The 16,200-nt window shown below is 47.7% G+C and carries 18 protein-coding genes; 9 read left to right on the top strand and 9 right to left on the bottom strand.

Features of this window, described 5'->3' with window-relative positions; all coding sequences use genetic code 11:
• Position 1 precedes the first annotated feature (1 nt).
• On the bottom strand, positions 2–325 hold the full coding sequence (fdxA, locus tag A2X74_RS01105; RefSeq protein WP_041485149.1) for a ferredoxin FdxA: 324 nt from the start codon (positions 323–325) through the stop codon (positions 2–4).
• 119 nt (positions 326–444) lie between these two features.
• On the opposite strand from fdxA, the gene A2X74_RS01100 reads away from it, so the two are divergent.
• Positions 445–1,458, top strand: a complete 1,014-nt coding sequence (locus A2X74_RS01100; protein WP_293627574.1) for a D-glycerate dehydrogenase — start codon at positions 445–447, stop codon at positions 1,456–1,458.
• Positions 1,459–1,504: 46 nt separating this feature from the next.
• Here the strand turns inward: A2X74_RS01100 and A2X74_RS01095 are convergent, their stop codons facing one another.
• From A2X74_RS01095 to A2X74_RS01070, 6 genes are all read right to left on the bottom strand, one after another.
• On the bottom strand, positions 1,505–1,798 hold the full coding sequence (locus A2X74_RS01095; protein WP_215301529.1) for a hypothetical protein: 294 nt from the start codon (positions 1,796–1,798) through the stop codon (positions 1,505–1,507).
• Positions 1,799–1,809: 11 nt separating this feature from the next.
• The gene (gene glp, locus A2X74_RS01090) at positions 1,810–3,141 is read right to left on the bottom strand and encodes a gephyrin-like molybdotransferase Glp (protein WP_293627572.1); all 1,332 of its coding nucleotides are present in this window, start codon (positions 3,139–3,141) and stop codon (positions 1,810–1,812) included.
• Positions 3,129–3,743, bottom strand: coding sequence for a molybdenum cofactor guanylyltransferase MobA (gene mobA / locus A2X74_RS01085; RefSeq protein ID WP_293627570.1), 615 nt, complete (start codon positions 3,741–3,743; stop codon positions 3,129–3,131). The genes glp and mobA overlap by 13 nt, the downstream gene beginning before the upstream one ends.
• The gene (gene moaA / locus A2X74_RS01080) at positions 3,743–4,855 is read right to left on the bottom strand and encodes a GTP 3',8-cyclase MoaA (RefSeq protein WP_293627568.1); all 1,113 of its coding nucleotides are present in this window, start codon (positions 4,853–4,855) and stop codon (positions 3,743–3,745) included. Before moaA ends, mobA begins: the two co-directional genes overlap by 1 nt.
• A gap of 82 nt (positions 4,856–4,937) precedes the next feature.
• On the bottom strand, positions 4,938–7,586 hold the full coding sequence (locus tag A2X74_RS01075) for an Rne/Rng family ribonuclease (RefSeq protein WP_293627566.1): 2,649 nt from the start codon (positions 7,584–7,586) through the stop codon (positions 4,938–4,940).
• Between the two features lie 49 nt (positions 7,587–7,635).
• Positions 7,636–7,911, bottom strand: coding sequence for a hypothetical protein (locus A2X74_RS01070; RefSeq protein WP_293627564.1), 276 nt, complete (start codon positions 7,909–7,911; stop codon positions 7,636–7,638).
• 135 nt (positions 7,912–8,046) lie between these two features.
• Between A2X74_RS01070 and A2X74_RS01065 the strand changes: the two genes are divergently transcribed.
• The 3 genes from A2X74_RS01065 to A2X74_RS01055 are packed head-to-tail and all read left to right on the top strand — an operon-like array spanning position 8,047 to position 10,727.
• Positions 8,047–9,066: an RluA family pseudouridine synthase gene (locus A2X74_RS01065; RefSeq protein WP_293627562.1), complete on the top strand. Its 1,020-nt coding sequence runs from the start codon at positions 8,047–8,049 to the stop codon at positions 9,064–9,066.
• Positions 9,059–9,745, top strand: coding sequence for an HAD-IIIA family hydrolase (locus A2X74_RS01060; RefSeq protein ID WP_293627560.1), 687 nt, complete (start codon positions 9,059–9,061; stop codon positions 9,743–9,745). The genes A2X74_RS01065 and A2X74_RS01060 overlap by 8 nt, the downstream gene beginning before the upstream one ends.
• A gap of 22 nt (positions 9,746–9,767) precedes the next feature.
• A complete protein-coding gene (locus tag A2X74_RS01055; protein WP_293627558.1) occupies positions 9,768–10,727 on the top strand; it encodes a S49 family peptidase in 960 nt (319 codons plus the stop codon).
• 34 nt (positions 10,728–10,761) lie between these two features.
• On the opposite strand, the gene A2X74_RS01050 is transcribed toward A2X74_RS01055, so the two are convergent.
• Both A2X74_RS01050 and A2X74_RS01045 read right to left on the bottom strand, forming a co-directional pair.
• Positions 10,762–11,535, bottom strand: coding sequence for an SAM-dependent methyltransferase (locus tag A2X74_RS01050; protein ID WP_293627556.1), 774 nt, complete (start codon positions 11,533–11,535; stop codon positions 10,762–10,764).
• A gap of 47 nt (positions 11,536–11,582) precedes the next feature.
• Positions 11,583–12,176, bottom strand: a complete 594-nt coding sequence (locus A2X74_RS01045) for a Maf family nucleotide pyrophosphatase (protein WP_293627554.1) — start codon at positions 12,174–12,176, stop codon at positions 11,583–11,585.
• Between the two features lie 43 nt (positions 12,177–12,219).
• On the opposite strand from A2X74_RS01045, the gene A2X74_RS01040 reads away from it, so the two are divergent.
• The 5 genes from A2X74_RS01040 to fabD all read left to right on the top strand — a co-directional run bounded on the left by A2X74_RS01040 (position 12,220) and on the right by fabD (position 16,171).
• Positions 12,220–12,798, top strand: a complete 579-nt coding sequence (locus A2X74_RS01040; RefSeq protein ID WP_293627552.1) for a DUF177 domain-containing protein — start codon at positions 12,220–12,222, stop codon at positions 12,796–12,798.
• 105 nt (positions 12,799–12,903) lie between these two features.
• Entirely contained in the window at positions 12,904–13,083 is a 180-nt protein-coding gene (rpmF, locus tag A2X74_RS01035) for a 50S ribosomal protein L32 (RefSeq protein ID WP_011902241.1), read from the top strand.
• 84 nt (positions 13,084–13,167) lie between these two features.
• Complete coding sequence (gene plsX, locus A2X74_RS01030; protein WP_293627530.1) at positions 13,168–14,178, top strand: phosphate acyltransferase PlsX; 1,011 nt, start codon at positions 13,168–13,170, stop codon at positions 14,176–14,178.
• Between the two features lie 2 nt (positions 14,179–14,180).
• Positions 14,181–15,167, top strand: coding sequence for a beta-ketoacyl-ACP synthase III (locus A2X74_RS01025; RefSeq protein ID WP_293627528.1), 987 nt, complete (start codon positions 14,181–14,183; stop codon positions 15,165–15,167).
• A gap of 68 nt (positions 15,168–15,235) precedes the next feature.
• On the top strand, positions 15,236–16,171 hold the full coding sequence (fabD, locus tag A2X74_RS01020; protein ID WP_293627526.1) for an ACP S-malonyltransferase: 936 nt from the start codon (positions 15,236–15,238) through the stop codon (positions 16,169–16,171).
• Positions 16,172–16,200 lie beyond the last annotated feature (29 nt).

Here is a 16,200-nt window from a genome sequence, read left to right as displayed (position 1 = left end):
TTTACTTTACCAGTTGGTCAAGTTTATTTTTAACGTCTTTCCACTCTTCCGCCTCTGGCAATGCAGCTTTAGATTTGGTAATCGATGTCCATGAAGGTGACAATTCAGCATTGAGTTTGATGAATGCCTGCTGATCACCTGGCACATCATCTTCTGCATAAATTGCGTTGACTGGGCACTCAGGTACGCAGACCGCGCAATCGATACACTCATCAGGATCGATTACTAAAAAGTTAGGGCCTTCACGAAAGCAATCGACTGGGCAGACATCAACGCAATCAGTGTATTTGCAGCGGATACAAGCTTCGGTAACAACGTAAGTCATGATGGTTTACTTGTAAGGCGTCCATACCAATGGACTGCCAAGTTATAAAAACTCAATTTTAGCTGAATCAGCCTATCTTTCAGGCAAAGTCCGCAATTTAGATGAGGTAAAGTTACGCTATGAATACTCCAGCAAATCACTCTACAACTTCCTCTAAACCCAAGATTTTGGTCGCCAGGGCGATATTTCCTGAGGCGCTAGCTAAATTGGAGGAGTCCTATGAGGTTATCTCTAACCAACCCGATAAAGTAATGACCCCTGAGGAGCTAAAAAAAGCGCTTTCAGAGGTTGAAGGGGCTTTGGTAGCAGGTAGTGAGAGGATTGATGCTACCGCTCTTTCAGGGGCTAAAAATTTGAAGGTGGTCGCCAATATTTCTGTTGGATATAACAATTTTGACGTCCCAGCGATTACTGCTGCTGGTGTCATGGCGACTAATACCCCTGATGTTCTTACGGATACAACGGCTGATTTTGGCTTTGCTTTGTTAATGGCAACTGCAAGGCGGATTACGGAATCCGAACATTGGGTACGGGCTGGTAAGTGGGGGCAATGGTCGATTGTGACTAACCCATTAGGAATGGATTTGCATCACAGCACTCTTGGAATCATCGGTATGGGCCGTATTGGTCAAGGTATTGCTAAGCGTGCTTTGGGTTTTGGGATGAAGGTGATTTATCACAATCGAAAACCTTTATCTGAAGCTGATGAAAAAGCGTGCGGCGCTACTTATGTGTCGAAAGAAGAATTGCTCCGCACTGCTGACCATGTTGTACTAGTTCTACCGTACACAGCGCAGAATCATCACACGATTGGCGCCGCAGAAATCGCCATGATGAAACCATCTGCAACCCTGGTGAATATTGCTCGCGGCGGTATTGTGGATGATGCAGCGTTAGCGCAAGCATTGCAAAGTGGAAAAATATTTGCGGCAGGCTTAGATGTTTTTGAAGGTGAGCCTCAAGTGCATCCGGAGTTACTCAAGTGCAGCAATATTGTGTTGGCTCCACACATTGCCAGCGCTACAGAAAAAACGCGTAGAGCGATGGTTGATCTCGCAGTACAAAATTTACGAGCAGCACTTGATGGAAAAAAACCACCAAGCTTAATTAATGCTGAAGTATTAAGTGCTTAAGTAAGAGACAATCAAATAAGCTGGAAAAATGAAGTCGACTAAGAAATTAGTCGGCTTCAATTTCTTCTGGAAGCTCACGAAGAGCCAGTTCGATCCCACCAAATTTTCCTGCTACCCAGTTGTAAACCTTGCAGGCAATCCACAGCAGTGCGAAGCCAAGTAAGGCATTGAGTATCAGTGCTGATAGTACGGTAAATCCAGGTATCGCACCATCACGAATGAATGCCACAAATAAGGCTAACAACACAATTGGAACAGAGAAGCAGAGGTAAACCAAAACCAGAGTTTTGGCGGTATGCATTGGGTCTAGGAAGACAATTTCTTTTTTGGTGAGTTTCATGAGGTGCAATCTTAAAGCAGTCCGTCGAAAAGCGCCACATCTACCCAGTCCCCAGCAGCCACATTTCCCTGCTCGTGAGACAGAATCACAAAACAATTTGCCTCACTCATGGATCGCAAAATTCCAGCGCCTTGGCTGCCAGTCAGCTTGACCACAGGTTTTCCGTCTGCGCCGCGCTCCAAAATGGCGCGTTGAAACTCTGTCCGGCCCGGACGCTTTCTAATGGGCGCCTCGGCAATCGCCTGCATGATTGGTGGCTCAGTCTGGCTTGCGCCATTGAGTTGCAATAAAGCGGAACGCACAAATTGATAGAAGGTCACCATCACTGCTACTGGATTTCCAGGCAAGCCAAAGAAGAGGGTTTTACGGTTGGAGCCTTGAACTGGCCTCAGCATCCCAAAAGCCATGGGGCGACCTGGCCGCATAGCGATTTTCCAAAACCCGACATCACCGAGTTCTTGCATGATTTGCTTAGTGAAGTCTGCTTCACCAGCAGAGACGCCACCAGAAGAGATGAGGACATCTGCTTTTGAGGCAGCATCTATAAAGGCGGCTTTCAGTGAGGCGGGATCATCACGCACAATTCCGCAATCAATGATTTCTAAGTCCAGGCGCTTGAGTAATCCGATCAAGCTATAGCGATTGCTATCGTAAATATTGCCAGCTTCTAATGTTTGTCCCAATGGGCGTAATTCATCACCTGAAGAGAGTATGGCGACCCTTAACTTTCGATGGACTTCAAGTTCGGAGATGCCGAGGGAGGCAGCAAGACCGAGATCAGAAGGGCGCAATAAGCGCCCTGCAGCAATTGCTGGTTTGCCTTGTTGTAAGTCTTCTCCACGTAAGCGTCGGTTTTCACCACGCTTCACTCGGTTTGCCTTGAATGACGTGATCGAGTCATCACCAGGACTTTGGGGTTCCGTAAATTCTTGAGGGATTACGGTATCGCAATCATTTGGCATCAGGGCACCAGTCATGATCTTGATGCATTCCCCTGGAGCAATGCTACCTTCATAGGGCTTGCCAGCAAAGGCAGTGCCGATCACTTTGAGGGTAATCAGATCTTCGCTTTGATCTAGGCAATCGCCATTAAATGCAAAGCCATCCATTGCTGAGTTATCGGCAACAGGAACATCAATCGGTGAGAGCAAATCTTTCGCCAGGATGCGATTGATAGCTTGATCTAATGTGATGCATTCAATAGCGTCAGACTCAGCACCTTCAGGTGATTCGGCGATTAAGTCTTTTACTAGATCGGAGATCGCGATGCGAGCTTGGTCAACATGCAGTGAGCCGCTGATGTAAATCGGATCGCTTGGAGGTATGTGCTTTAAGTTCGACATGAAGATATTTTTTCTAAAACCGCCAACTCTTCTGGTGTGTTCACATTGGCAAACGCTTGTGGATTTTCAAAAACCACCGTGCCAGATCGCAACTCTTTAAACCAGCGATCAATTTTTAATTCGCCTTTACTTAAAAAGGTATCCAGAGAATCCTGTAAATGACTTTTCATTAAGCAGAAAACAGGCTGAGACCAAATCTTGCCATCTTCTTCCTTTGAGGAAGCAAAGACGAGCTCTAGATTATTACTCTCCAGTTCAGCTGCCATTTTTTGGGCAAGATCGTCCGGCAATAAAGGGGAGTCGCAGGGTGATGTAAGTAAGTAAGGTGTTTTGCAGTGCTTGAGGCCTACTGAAAAACCAGCCAAGGGGCCGGAGAAGTCAGGGGTTTCATCCATGAGTACCGGGTAACCGTAGTGTGCATACTTGGTAATGCTGCGATTGGCATTAATCAGAATGGTGCTGACTTGAGGCTTGAGTCGACTAATGGCAGATTCAATCAGGGGCTTGCCATGAAAAGGGATTAAACCTTTATCGATGCCACCCATTCTCTGAGCGCGACCTCCTGCCAAAATGAGTCCAGTAATGTGTTCTGAGGTAATCATTAGCCGCCGATGTAAGACATTTCTACCTTGCGCGAGGATTTCGATCCAGCGGTATTGGATCCCCGAATTTCTGAATAGTGATCATTGCGTCCGGACCATGTGGACATGATGGCGTTGGCAATTTCTAAATCACTTCTACCAGAACGCAAGAGGGTTTTGAAATCAAAACCTTCGTTTGCAAACAAGCAAAGATACATTTGACCGTCTGTGGAAATACGAGCGCGTGTGCACTCATGACAGAAAGTTTGCGTCACGCTAGAAATAAAGCCAATTTCACCGGAGCCATCAAGATAGCGCCAGCGCTGAGCTACTTCACCAGGATAGTTGGCCTCAATGGGCTCTATTGGGAAGGCAGCGTTAATACGATTGGCAACTTCTTGTGAGGGGAGTACTTGTGACATATCCCAACCGTTCGAGCTGCCCACATCCATAAATTCAATAAAGCGTAGCGTCACACCACTACCTTTGAAGTGCTTGGCCATGCCAATAATCTCTTGGTCATTTGTACCCTTCTTAACAACCATATTGACTTTGAGATTAGTGAAGCCTACTTCTTGAGCCGCAGCAATTCCATCCAGTACATCTGTAACTGGGAAATCGACATCATTCATTTTTTTGAAGATGTCGTCATTTAGACCATCCAGACTAATGGTGAGGCGATGCAAGCCTGCCGCTTTCAACGCGGCTGCCTTTTTGCGCAAAATGCTGCCATTAGTAGTGAGCGTTAAATCAAGCGGTTGATTTACTGTAGTACGAACTTTGGCCAGCATTTCAACAAGCACCTCGAGATTTTTACGCAGCAATGGTTCGCCACCGGTAAGACGAATTTTTTCCACACCAAGCGTAGCGAAGATAGTTGTTAAGCGGGTGATCTCTTCAAAGCTCAGTAAATCACTATGAGAGAGATAGGGATAGTCTTTGTCGAAGATTTCCTTAGGCATGCAATAGGTGCAGCGGAAATTACATCGATCGGTTACGGAGATTCGTAAATCACGAAGAGGGCGCCCACGAGTATCTTTGGTTAAAGTATTGGCGGCAACAAGCTGCCCAGGAATGGACGGCGTCAGGCCTTTGCCTTCATCTACACGTATGGGAATGACTTTTTCAACCATGTCTCATTATGGCTGTGAAACGGTGTTTCTGCCAAACTGCCAAATATCCTTGTGGGATAAATAGCAGTCTGGAGAAATTGGATTAAACCGTTTTTTCTTGGCCGCCAGTTTCAACTAAAACCATTGGACCATTTTGTAAGCTAACCGGAGCCTTAGGAGTTCTGCCCATAGGCAAAATTTCTGGCTCAGCTTTGATTTGTGATTGCGCTTCTTGATGTTTGCTTGAGTCTGTAGCCACCCAAACCATGCCAGCAGATTGAACTACGCTATGCAATGGAGTTTCTTCGAGCGCCTGGAAGGCAACTTTAGGAAGCTCAGGCACTGGCTTCACAATCACTTCAATCGCTGCTGTTACGGCTGCAACCGCTACCTGTGGGGTAGGTGTTACAGCAGTGTTATCAGGACGATTGTTCTGACGTGGTGCACGTTGCTCTCTTGGCTCTCTAGGTGCGCGAGGTGCGCGCTCTTTTACTTCGTTAGAGGCTACAGGTGCAACAGTATTTCCAAAGCTTTGGGCAAGGTTTTGGATCGGCATGGAAGCAGATGCCCCAGCCATTCCAACTGGAGGACCGGAGAATGAAGTGGCTACTGCGACAACAGAAGCAATCGCCGCATCACCAGTAGACTCGGTGCGCTCACCACGTTGACCACGACCACGACCACGACGGTTGCGACCACGACCACGACGCTCTTCACCATCCGCACTCGGTGCTGCATCAGTACCGGGAGCAGCCTCAGTAGCTGGAGTTACCGCAGCTGGGCTTTCTGATTTTGGATTTTGATTGCGATTACCGTTATTGCCATTGCGGTTGCGACCATCTTGACGACCTCTACCTGCACCCGCTTCGCGTGGAGCATTTGTACCCTCGGCGCTTGCTGCACCTTCGGCTGAACGCTCACCACGATCACTACGTTCGCCACGACGACCGCGGTTGCGGTTATTGCCGTTACGATTGTTTTGATTGCGACCACGTGGTGCGCTTGGAGCAGGCTTCACTTCTGGCGCAGGTGCTGAAGAGAATAGGCTCTTAATAAATCCGAAGAATCCACCGGAGCTAGCAGTTTCAGCGCTCGCTTTTTCAGTGCGTGCAGGACGTGGCTGACTTACAGGTGCTGGTGCATTTGGCGTAATACCTTTAACAGCAGCTTCTGGGCGAACTTTGACATCTGCATCTTTGCGACTTACTGCGGTATCTGTTTCGAGTTCAGCAGCAGCTTCTTCAGCCATTACATAGCTGGCTTTTTGGTCATCAAGACGTGGATCGTCATGACGTAAACGCTCGAGCTTGTAATGCGGGGTTTCTAAATGCTTGTTTGGAATCATTAAGACATTGACTTTGAAGCGTGTCTCAATCTTGATGACTTCAGCGCGCTTTTCATTGAGCAAGAATGCAGCCACTTCGACTGGAACTTGTGAATGAATAGCAGCAGTATTTTCTTTCATTGCCTCTTCTTGGATGATGCGCAAGACTTGCAATGCAGAAGATTCGGTATCGCGGATATGGCCTGTGCCGTTACAACGTGGACAGGTTACATGGCTACCCTCAGACAGAGCAGGGCGTAAGCGTTGGCGTGACATTTCCATCAAACCAAACTTGGAGATCTTGCCCATCTGAACACGAGCACGGTCGTGGCGCAGAGCATCGCGTAAACGATTCTCAACATCTTTCTGTGCTTTGCTCGATTCCATATCAATGAAGTCGATCACGATCAAGCCACCCAAGTCACGTAAACGTGCTTGACGAGCGATTTCATCGGCAGCTTCTAAGTTGGTGCGGGTTGCAGTCTCTTCAATATCAGAGCCGCGGGTTGCACGTGCAGAGTTAACGTCCACTGAAACTAAAGCTTCAGTATGGTCAATCACAATCGCGCCGCCGGATGGCAATGGCACGGTACGTGAGTACGCAGTTTCAATCTGATGCTCGATTTGGAAGCGGGAGAACAATGGAACATCGTCCTGGTAACGCTTCACTCTAGGCAAGTTATCCGGCATTACTACAGACATAAAGGCTGCAGCCTGCTCGTAGATGTCATCCGTATCGATGAGAATCTCGCCAATATCTGGCTGGAAGTAATCACGAATCGCACGAATCACCAAGCTGGATTCGAGGTAAATCAATAATGGTGCTGAATTGCCTTTAGCGGCTTCATCGATTGCAGTCCACAACTGCATGAGATAGCTTAAATCCCACTGCAATTCAGTAGCGTCACGTCCAATACCGGCTGTACGAGCAATGATGCTCATGCCATCTGGTACTTCTAATTGGGACATTGCTTCACGGAGTTCTTGACGATCTTCGCCTTCAATGCGACGAGAAACGCCGCCTCCACGTGGGTTATTTGGCATTAATACCAAATAGCGGCCCGCTAGGGAGACGAAAGAGGTGAGGGCAGCGCCTTTTTGGCCGCGCTCTTCTTTTTCTACCTGAACAATGATTTCTTGGCCTTCGCGTAAAGCATCTTTAATAGAGGCATTACGGACATCAATACCTTCTTTAAAGTAGGTACGGGCAACTTCTTTAAATGGCAGGAAGCCATGGCGTTCTTCGCCGTAATTTACAAAGCAAGCTTCGAGCGAAGGCTCAATACGAGTAATAACACCTTTGTAAATATTGCCTTTGCGTTGTTCACGACCGGCAGCTTCGATATCGATATCGATGAGTTTTTGACCATCGACGATGGCAACTCGCAACTCTTCTTGTTGAGTTGCATTAAATAACATGCGTTTCATAACACTCTCCTATTGGGAGTGCGTCGTTGCGCGCTGCGTTAGGGACAGGTTAATTGCCGCTTGGGGCATAGCCCATTGGCGGCTTTGGAGTGTGGATCAAGCAAATCCAGGCATTTATTGCCTGGTACACCAAGTTCAATGTTGTTAAACCGGTGCCACACTTGACGATCGCCGCAGAGACCTCCTTTAGGTCATCAATGCAGGCGCGCGCCTGAAAACTGTCTTCTAATCGCGGGTCGCGGCATACGGCACACCAACCCTGCGCCTCATTACAACGGGGGAGGGGCAACCCCGGGAGTCTATTAAGGGCGACTCCAAGCTCCACGATTCGAGCCTGAATCAGGCTAGTCTCGGGCCAATAAATTGGCTAGAGCGTTGATTATACGGCACAAGTTGAAGGACAATGGGGTATTGTTAAGTCCCTTGTCGACCTCCGTCGGGGTGGCAAGAGAGATAAATCATGAAATCCGAACCCATTTCCAAGCCTTTGCAGGCAAAAACCAGTGCTCCGGCCGCTGTTCATCTTCAGACTATTGGTCCAGAAGAGGCTGGCCAGCGCTTGGATAACTATCTCTTACGCTGGGCCAAGGGGGTTCCTAAAAGCCACGTTTATCGGATTATTCGCTCTGGCGAGGTTCGGGTGAATAAGAAAAGGGCCGAACCAACTACACGACTAGTTGAGGGGGATGTGGTCAGAGTTCCACCAGTTCGGATTGCGGAGCCTGCCCAAATGGCGGCAGTCAATACCGCCCAAACTAAGAATCGGGCGCAGGGCTATTCCGACAAAATGCCTATTTTGTTTGAGGATGAGGCTCTATTAATAGTGAACAAGCCAGCAGGTTTAGCAGTCCATGGTGGCTCAGGCATTGCCTTGGGTGTGATTGAGACCTTGCGTATTACACGCCCTGAGCTCAAATTTTTGGAATTGGTACACCGTTTGGATCGCGATACCTCCGGTGTCCTGCTCTTGGCTAAAAAGCGCAGCGCTTTAGTGGAATTACATCGCCAGATCCGCGAGGGTCAAACAGACAAGCGTTACTACTTGCTAGCCCATGGCGAGATTGCTCAAGGTGCGGGCACTATGCAACTGAAGTTCGCATTACATAAATACCTATTGGCCAACGGTGAGCGTCGTGTTCGCGTTGACCCAGATGGTCTGCCAAGCCATACCGCTTTGCGTGTTACCAAAGTAATGAAGCGTGGAGATACGGCAGTCACCTTGGCTGAGGCTCAGCTCAAAACCGGACGTACTCACCAAATCCGCGTACATCTCCAAAAATTGGGTCACTCGATTTTGGGTGATGATAAATATGGCTTTGAAGATCAAGACAAGATTGTGAAATCCAAACGTCTGTATCTGCATGCCCACTTGGCTGGCTTTACGCATCCCCGTACTGGCGAGAAAATGCGCATTGAATCACTACTACCTGCTGAATTTACTGCCATGATGAAAACCTTTGAAGTGCCTAGCAATGCCTGAAGAGCAAAAACCCGATAGACGTTATGACTTGATCGTGTGGGACTGGGATGGAACCATCATGGACTCCACGCCGACGATCGTGAACTGTATTCAGCAGGCGTGTCGGGATTTGGGTTTCAAGGAGCCGGACGACACTCTTGCGAGTTCAGTCATTGGTCTGGGTATTCAGGATTCACTCAGAAGAGCGGTGCCGTGGATTGAGCCAGCGCATTTCCCCAAGCTGACTGAGCGCTTTCGTTATCACTATCTCGCTAAAGATCACGAGTTGGATTTATTCCCAGGCATTCGTGAGCTACTGCATCGCTTGCGTGAGGATGGCTACCTATTAGGTGTTGCCACAGGCAAATCCCGCGTGGGCTTGGATCGATCTCTACAGCATCATCAGTTAGAGCAGATGTTCCATGAGACACGCACTGCAGATGAGTCTTTCTCAAAGCCCCATCCTGGAATGCTCTTGGAGCTTTCTGATGTCATGCAAGTTCCGATGCGTCGGATGTTGATGATTGGTGATACCACCCATGATTTGGATATGGCGGCTAATGCAGGCGTTGATGCGGTAGCGGTAACTTATGGCGCACACCCTCCGAGCACTTTAAAAGAGGCGCCATCATTAATTCATGTGGATGATGTCTCACAGCTAAGTCAATGGCTTAGTAACAATCTCACTGTTAAAAACTAGTTAGTCATTAAGGATTAAAAAGATGGATCAAAATCAATCCGAAAACGCGAATCAAAATTGGGAGCGTCAAGCCCTTGAGCATTTATTGCTGGAGAATTTAAAAGAGACTCGTAAAGCGCGCCGCTGGAAAGCAGTTTTTCGCATCCTCACTCTGATCATCTTTATTGGCGTAGTGCTGGCAGTATTTGATTTCAATCTACCTGGTCGCGGTATGGGTACAGAGAAGCACACCGCTTTGGTAACGATCGAAGGGGAGATTTCCTCAAGCTCGATGGCAAATGCCTTAGACATCAACTCGTCACTCACATCTGCATTCGAAAATGAGAATAGCGTTGGTGTTGTCCTGCGTATTAATAGCCCTGGCGGTTCTCCAGTGCAGGCCGGCATGATGAATGATGAGATTCATCGCTTACGCAAACTCTATCCAGCTAAACCACTGTATGTCGTTGTGGAAGATATTTGTGCCTCAGGTGGTTACTATGTGGCCGTCGCGGGAGATCAAATTCTGGTTGATAAGGCGAGTTTGATCGGATCTATCGGCGTGATCATGGAAGGTTTTGGTTTCACTGGCTTGATGGATAAGTTAGGCGTAACTCGTCGCATGATTGCTGCAGGTTCGAATAAGGGGATGATGGATCCGTTCTCTAAAGAAAATCCACAGCAAGTGGAGATGATTAAAACCATGATCGATGAAATTCATCAGCAATTTATTGAGGTGGTCAAAGCAGGTCGTGGCGATCGTCTCAAAGAAACTCCAGAAATGTTCTCGGGTCGCGTTTGGAATGGCGAGCAAGCAATCAAAATTGGTTTGGTGGATGGCTATGGCACGGTAGAGACTGTAGCGCGCGATATCTTTAAAGCGCCAGACATTCTGGACTACACCATGAAAGAGAATTTCGCAGAGCGTGTTGCTAAACGTTTCGGTGCTGAGGTTGGCGCTGCGGCAGGCAAGGCTTTAATTAAGACGCCAGACCTGAAGTAAAAACGATAGATCAACAAAGTAGTAGATCAAACACCTAGGCCAGCAATAGAAATACTGCTGGCCTATTTTGTAGTGGGGCGCAGGCAGCTTCATTTGGGAAGCGCTTACGCCAGTCTGCAATCGAAAGCGTTGTAATGGTCTCGCTTGGCAGGCTGAGATCCATGCCAAGACACAATAATGATTGCGGTGACAGTGCGCTCAAACAAGCCATCAGCATGGCGGTATTGCGATATGGCGTTTCAATCCAGATTTGTGTCTGCTGTAGTTTTCTAGATTCCACTTCTAGTTGCTTGAGTCGTGCAATGCGGTCTTGCGCATCATGCGGAACATAGCCTTGAAATGCAAAGCGCTGACCATTTAAACCACTAGCCATCAGACCTAACAGAATAGAGCTTGGGCCAACCAAGGGTTTCACTTTGGCGCCTAACTTATGCGCTGCCAATACAAGCTCTGCACCCGGGTCTGCAACTCCCGGAACGCCAGCCTCTGACATGAGGCCCATATCTTTCCCGGCGATGAGGGGTTTGAGTAGGTCCATTGGTTTGACGGCATCACCATACTTAGCATTGCGTGCAACACCGCGCCACTCGCTCATCTGCATTTCTTGAATGGTGCAAGCTAAAGGTGAAACGCTATCGATTGCCTTTAAAAACGCACGGGCTGTTTTTGCATCTTCAACAATCCAGTTGGTGAGTTTGGCAGTTTGGCTAATGGTTTCATTGGGTAGCACCCACGGTAATTGTTCAACGCGAGAATCATCACCCAAAGTATTGGGAATTAAAAAGAGGGTGCCTAAGGTTGAACTCATTATTTAATTCTTTTCTCTTTGCTAAATTTCTTTTTAATTAAGTTCATTCATTTTTTTGCTGGAATGACAAAACCCGCATCACGCAAGAGTCCGCTCAGCGCTATCAATGGCAGGCCAATTAATGCAGTGGGATCATCGCTCTGAATGGATTCCAAGAGCGAGATTCCTAAGCCTTCAGATTTGGCGCTACCAGCGCAGTCATAGGGTTCTTCGGCATGAAGGTATGCCTCAAGAACATCATCCGATAGTTTGCGAAAGGTCACTTGCGTAGGAACATTGACAGTTGTTTCTGCATCACCACGCATCAGGCATAGCGCTGTTTGAAAAGTCACCGTTGCGCCGCGCATCAGTTGCAGTTGCGCCATGGCGCGCTCAAAGTTTCCTGGTTTACCAATTGCCGCACCACAAAGGTCAGCCACTTGATCAGAGCCAATGACCCAGGCCTCGGGGTGATCTTTGGCTACTGCAGTAGCTTTTGCTTTGGCTAAGCGTAAGGCGAGATCCACAGTGCTTTCACCAGGGAGAGGGGTTTCATCAACCTTGGGTGAGATGACAGCAAAAGGGATGCGTAGGCGCTCCAAGAGCTCTCGACGATAGACCGAGGTGGATGCCAGAATTAGTTTTTTTGCAGAATTACTCATTGCTACTTGTACTTTCGCTGAAGCCTTCATTTAGACTGATGTCATGAATCGTAATCAAGTTTTACCTCAAGTTGAGCTATCCACCGATCCCAAGGCTTTGAGTCGGATCGATTTTTGCGCCCCTCAGTCCTATCAAGGGGCTGGATTTCTGGAGATTGGAGCCTTGCCACGGGTGGCTCAAGAGGCTTCTAGTGTTGAGCCGGGTGATGGCTTCCAATGGCAGGTAAAGACCCATTTTGCTGATTCTCCAGGCTCTGAGTCTCAGCAAATTCTAGAATTGGCCGTAAAAGGGCAGATTCACCTTATCTGTCAGAGCTGTTTGCAGGACTGTTGCCTAGATTTGGCTCAGGAGAGTCGATTTGTCCTGGTTGCTACCGAGGAGGCAGCAGATGCCTTTCCTATGGAGGATGACCAACAGGAGCCTTTGGTAGCAAGCCAGCACTTTGATCTATTGGGCTTAATTGAGGATGAAATCCTCCTCTCCCTCCCTTTAATTCCAAAGCATCCAGAGGGTGCTTGCCAGCCACATGCCTCCTCATTTGGAGAGGCTGGTGAGTCTGCCGATGCCTCTGAAAAGCCTCAGAATCCCTTTAACATATTGAAAAATATGAAGAAAAATTGATTTGACCCAATATTTGAGGGCTTGCATTTCAAACCTGTTTTATCAATTAATCAAGCATTTAGCTCAATTTACATGCTAGAATGTCGCCTTGCTTAGGAGTTCAATATGGCCGTCCAACAGAATAAAAAATCCCCATCCAAACGTGGCATGCACCGTGCGCACGACTTTTTGACCGCACCTGCTACGGCTGTTGAAGCCACAACTGGTGAGGCTCATTTGCGCCACCACATTTCACCAAACGGCTACTACCGTGGTCGTAAAGTTGTTAAAACCAAAAACGACTAATTCTTTAGTCTAAAAAGATAGAAGCGGCTCACATTAAAGCCGCTTTTTTCTTGGATAAAACCACTTGCAGCAATACCTGATTTTATGAGTGTCACTCTTGCTATCGATGCCATGGGCGGAGATCACGGAGCAGTTGTTACGGTTCCCGCTTGTTGCGATTTTCTCGAAAAACATGCTGATGTGAAGATTGCCTTGGTTGGCAATCCGGAAGTGCTCAAGCAAGCTTTGAGTAAATTTCCAAAAGCGCCAATGGAGCGCATTCAAATTATTCCCGCTAGCGAGGTTGTCTTGATGGATGACCCCATCGAGGTGGCACTACGTCGTAAAAAAGATTCTTCGATGCGCGTCGCTATCGAGCAAGTTAAAGAGGGTCTAGCAGACGCGATTATTTCCTCTGGCAATACAGGCGCCTTGATGGCGATCTCTCGCTACATTCTCAAAACCCTTGATGGTGTTGATCGTCCTGCGATTGCTACTGCGATTCCCAATGAAAAAGGACGCGGCACCACCATGCTGGATCTCGGTGCTAACGCAGATTGCGAGCCTATGCATTTAGTGCAGTTTGCACAAATGGCGAACGTCATGGTTCAAGTGGTTGATGGCACACAAAACCCTTCAATCGGTCTACTGAATATTGGTGAAGAAGTGATTAAAGGTAATGAGGTGGTAAAGCAGACGAGTGAGTTGCTGCGCCAAACCAACTTAAACTTTTATGGCAATGTAGAAGGTAATGATATTTTTAAAGGCACTACGGATATCGTGGTGTGCGATGGATTTGTTGGTAACGTAGTCCTCAAGGCAAGCGAAGGCTTGGCGAAGATGATGAGTGGTTTAATTAAAGAAGAATTTAATCGATCATGGCTTACTAAGCTCATGGCGATCTGTGCCATGGTACCGCTCTTGCGTGTTCGCAAGCGTGTAGATCATCGTCGCTACAACGGAGCAGTACTCTTAGGCTTGCGTGGTTGCGTCATCAAGAGTCATGGCTCAGCAGATCGTTTTGCATTTGGTTTTGCACTTGATCGTGCATATGAAGCGGCAAAGAATCGCATGGTAGAGCGTATTGCTCAGGCGTTTGTGGTGGAGACAAAATAATCATGAGTACCTATTCACGGATAGCGGGAACTGGAAGCTATCTTCCGGAGCAGCGTTTAACGAATCACGATCTTGTTGAGCGTTTAGCTAAGATTGGTCTTGAGACTAGCGACGAATGGATTGTGTCTCGCAGTGGAATTTCTGCACGTCACTTTGCTGCAGATAATCAACTCACCAGTGACTTGGCGGTCAAAGCTGCTCAAGCGGCATTAGAGGCTGCTGCTTGCACTTCAGAAGATCTTGATCTGATTATTTTGGCAACCTCTACACCAGATCATTTAGGTGGTTTTCCTAGTACAGCTTGCGTAGTGCAAGATAAATTAGGCGCGCATACCAATTGCGCAGCATTTGACGTCCAGGCAGTATGTGCCGGATTTACTTATGCTCTCGCGATTGCAGATGCCTTTATTCGTACGGGGACTTACAAAAAAGTTTTAGTTCTTGGCGCAGAAACATTCTCCCGTATTTTGGATTTCCAGGATCGCACTACTTCTGTTTTGTTTGGTGATGGTGCTGGGGCAGTAGTTCTCGAGGCTTCAAAAGAGCCCGGCATTTTGGCAACCGCTTTACATGCTGACGGCAGTCAACGCGATATTCTGTGCGTACCAGGGCGTGCTAAGCAGGGCGGTGTAGATGGCTCTGCTTACTTAACTATGGATGGTCCCGCAGTCTTTAAGTTGGCAGTCAAAGTACTCGAGCAAGTTGCTCATGAAGCGCTAGAAAAAGCCAATCTCAAGCCAGAACAAATTGATTGGCTGGTTCCCCATCAAGCCAATATTCGCATTATGGAGAGCACGGCCCGCAAGATGAACATGTCAATGGATAAAGTGATTGTGACTGTCCATGAGCATGGCAATACTTCCGCTGCATCAATTCCACTTGCTTTAGATGCAGGTGTGCGCTCTAGTCAAATTCAACGCGGTCAACACCTCTTGCTAGAGGGCGTAGGCGGAGGCTTTGCTTGGGGTGCGGCAGTTATTAAATACTAAAGCGAAGCACTAAAGCAAAACACTAAAGCTAAAAATACATTCATAACTATTATTCAGCGATTATTCATATGACATTTGCATTTGTATTCCCTGGCCAAGGTTCCCAATCAGTGGGGATGCTCAACACGATTGCCGATCGCCCTGAAGTGCGTGCGACCCTTCAAGAAGCTTCAGAAGCTTTAGGTGAAGATATTGCAAAACTCATTGCAGAGGGCCCTGCCGAAGCATTGTCCTTAACTACCAATACTCAACCAGTGATGTTGACTGCAGCGATCGCGTTTTATCGCGCTTGGTTGGCCTCTGGTGGCGCGGTTCCTCAGATGATGGCTGGTCATAGCCTTGGTGAGTACTCCGCCTTGGTTGCTGCCGGTGTCATCTCTTTTAAAGATGCAGTACCTTTGGTGCGCTTTCGTGCTGAAGCAATGCAAACAGCGGTACCAGTTGGTACTGGCGGCATGGCTGCGATCTTGGGCTTGGATGATGCAATTGTGAAAACTGTTTGCGCTGAAGCTGCTGCTGCATCTGGTGGTGTCGTGGAAGCGGTGAACTTCAATGCGCCAGGGCAAGTGGTTATTGCAGGTGGTAGTGATGCAGTGACTAAGGCTTGCGAATTGCTCAAGGCAGCTGGCGCAAAACGCGCTTTGCCATTACCCGTATCTGCACCGTTTCATTCATCATTACTACAGCCTGCTTCAGATAAACTCAAAGGCTATTTGGCTGATATTGAATTTAAGGTGCCTACTATTTCTGTGGTCAACAACGTTGATGTGAACGTCCTCAATGATCCTGCGGCGATTAAGGATGCCTTAGTGCGTCAAGCTGCTAAGCCAGTTCGCTGGCAAGAAATAATCAATGCCATGGCGCAACAAGGCATCACCCAAGTGATTGAGTGTGGTCCTGGCAAGGTATTGGCTGGGCTGACTAAGCGTATCAATGAGAATGTTATTGGATTACCTATTTTTGATGAAGTCAGTCTCAACGAGGCATTGGCTGCAGTAAAGTAAAAATACGATCCCGCAATAACAAAGAAATA

The sequence above is a fragment of the Polynucleobacter sp. GWA2_45_21 genome, assembly GCF_001830325.1.
GTDB lineage: Bacteria > Pseudomonadota > Gammaproteobacteria > Burkholderiales > Burkholderiaceae > Polynucleobacter.
This window is presented reverse-complemented; position numbering and strand designations above follow the sequence as displayed.

What these genes read in the sequence shown, in the direction of transcription:
- moaA (WP_293627568.1), bottom strand. Translation starts at nt 4,855, where the DNA reads ATGGTTGAAAAAGTCATTCCCATACGTGTAGATGAAGGCAAAGGCCTG.
- A2X74_RS01100 (WP_293627574.1), top strand. Translation starts at nt 445, where the DNA reads ATGAATACTCCAGCAAATCACTCTACAACTTCCTCTAAACCCAAGATT.
- A2X74_RS01060 (WP_293627560.1), top strand. Translation starts at nt 9,059, where the DNA reads ATGCCTGAAGAGCAAAAACCCGATAGACGTTATGACTTGATCGTGTGG.
- A2X74_RS01065 (WP_293627562.1), top strand. Translation starts at nt 8,047, where the DNA reads ATGAAATCCGAACCCATTTCCAAGCCTTTGCAGGCAAAAACCAGTGCT.
- A2X74_RS01045 (WP_293627554.1), bottom strand. Translation starts at nt 12,176, where the DNA reads ATGAGTAATTCTGCAAAAAAACTAATTCTGGCATCCACCTCGGTCTAT.
- plsX (WP_293627530.1), top strand. Translation starts at nt 13,168, where the DNA reads ATGAGTGTCACTCTTGCTATCGATGCCATGGGCGGAGATCACGGAGCA.
- A2X74_RS01040 (WP_293627552.1), top strand. Translation starts at nt 12,220, where the DNA reads ATGAATCGTAATCAAGTTTTACCTCAAGTTGAGCTATCCACCGATCCC.
- mobA (WP_293627570.1), bottom strand. Translation starts at nt 3,743, where the DNA reads ATGATTACCTCAGAACACATTACTGGACTCATTTTGGCAGGAGGTCGC.
- A2X74_RS01025 (WP_293627528.1), top strand. Translation starts at nt 14,181, where the DNA reads ATGAGTACCTATTCACGGATAGCGGGAACTGGAAGCTATCTTCCGGAG.
- glp (WP_293627572.1), bottom strand. Translation starts at nt 3,141, where the DNA reads ATGTCGAACTTAAAGCACATACCTCCAAGCGATCCGATTTACATCAGC.
- A2X74_RS01050 (WP_293627556.1), bottom strand. Translation starts at nt 11,535, where the DNA reads ATGAGTTCAACCTTAGGCACCCTCTTTTTAATTCCCAATACTTTGGGT.
- rpmF (WP_011902241.1), top strand. Translation starts at nt 12,904, where the DNA reads ATGGCCGTCCAACAGAATAAAAAATCCCCATCCAAACGTGGCATGCAC.
- fdxA (WP_041485149.1), bottom strand. Translation starts at nt 325, where the DNA reads ATGACTTACGTTGTTACCGAAGCTTGTATCCGCTGCAAATACACTGAT.
- A2X74_RS01075 (WP_293627566.1), bottom strand. Translation starts at nt 7,586, where the DNA reads ATGAAACGCATGTTATTTAATGCAACTCAACAAGAAGAGTTGCGAGTT.
- fabD (WP_293627526.1), top strand. Translation starts at nt 15,236, where the DNA reads ATGACATTTGCATTTGTATTCCCTGGCCAAGGTTCCCAATCAGTGGGG.
- A2X74_RS01095 (WP_215301529.1), bottom strand. Translation starts at nt 1,798, where the DNA reads ATGAAACTCACCAAAAAAGAAATTGTCTTCCTAGACCCAATGCATACC.
- A2X74_RS01055 (WP_293627558.1), top strand. Translation starts at nt 9,768, where the DNA reads ATGGATCAAAATCAATCCGAAAACGCGAATCAAAATTGGGAGCGTCAA.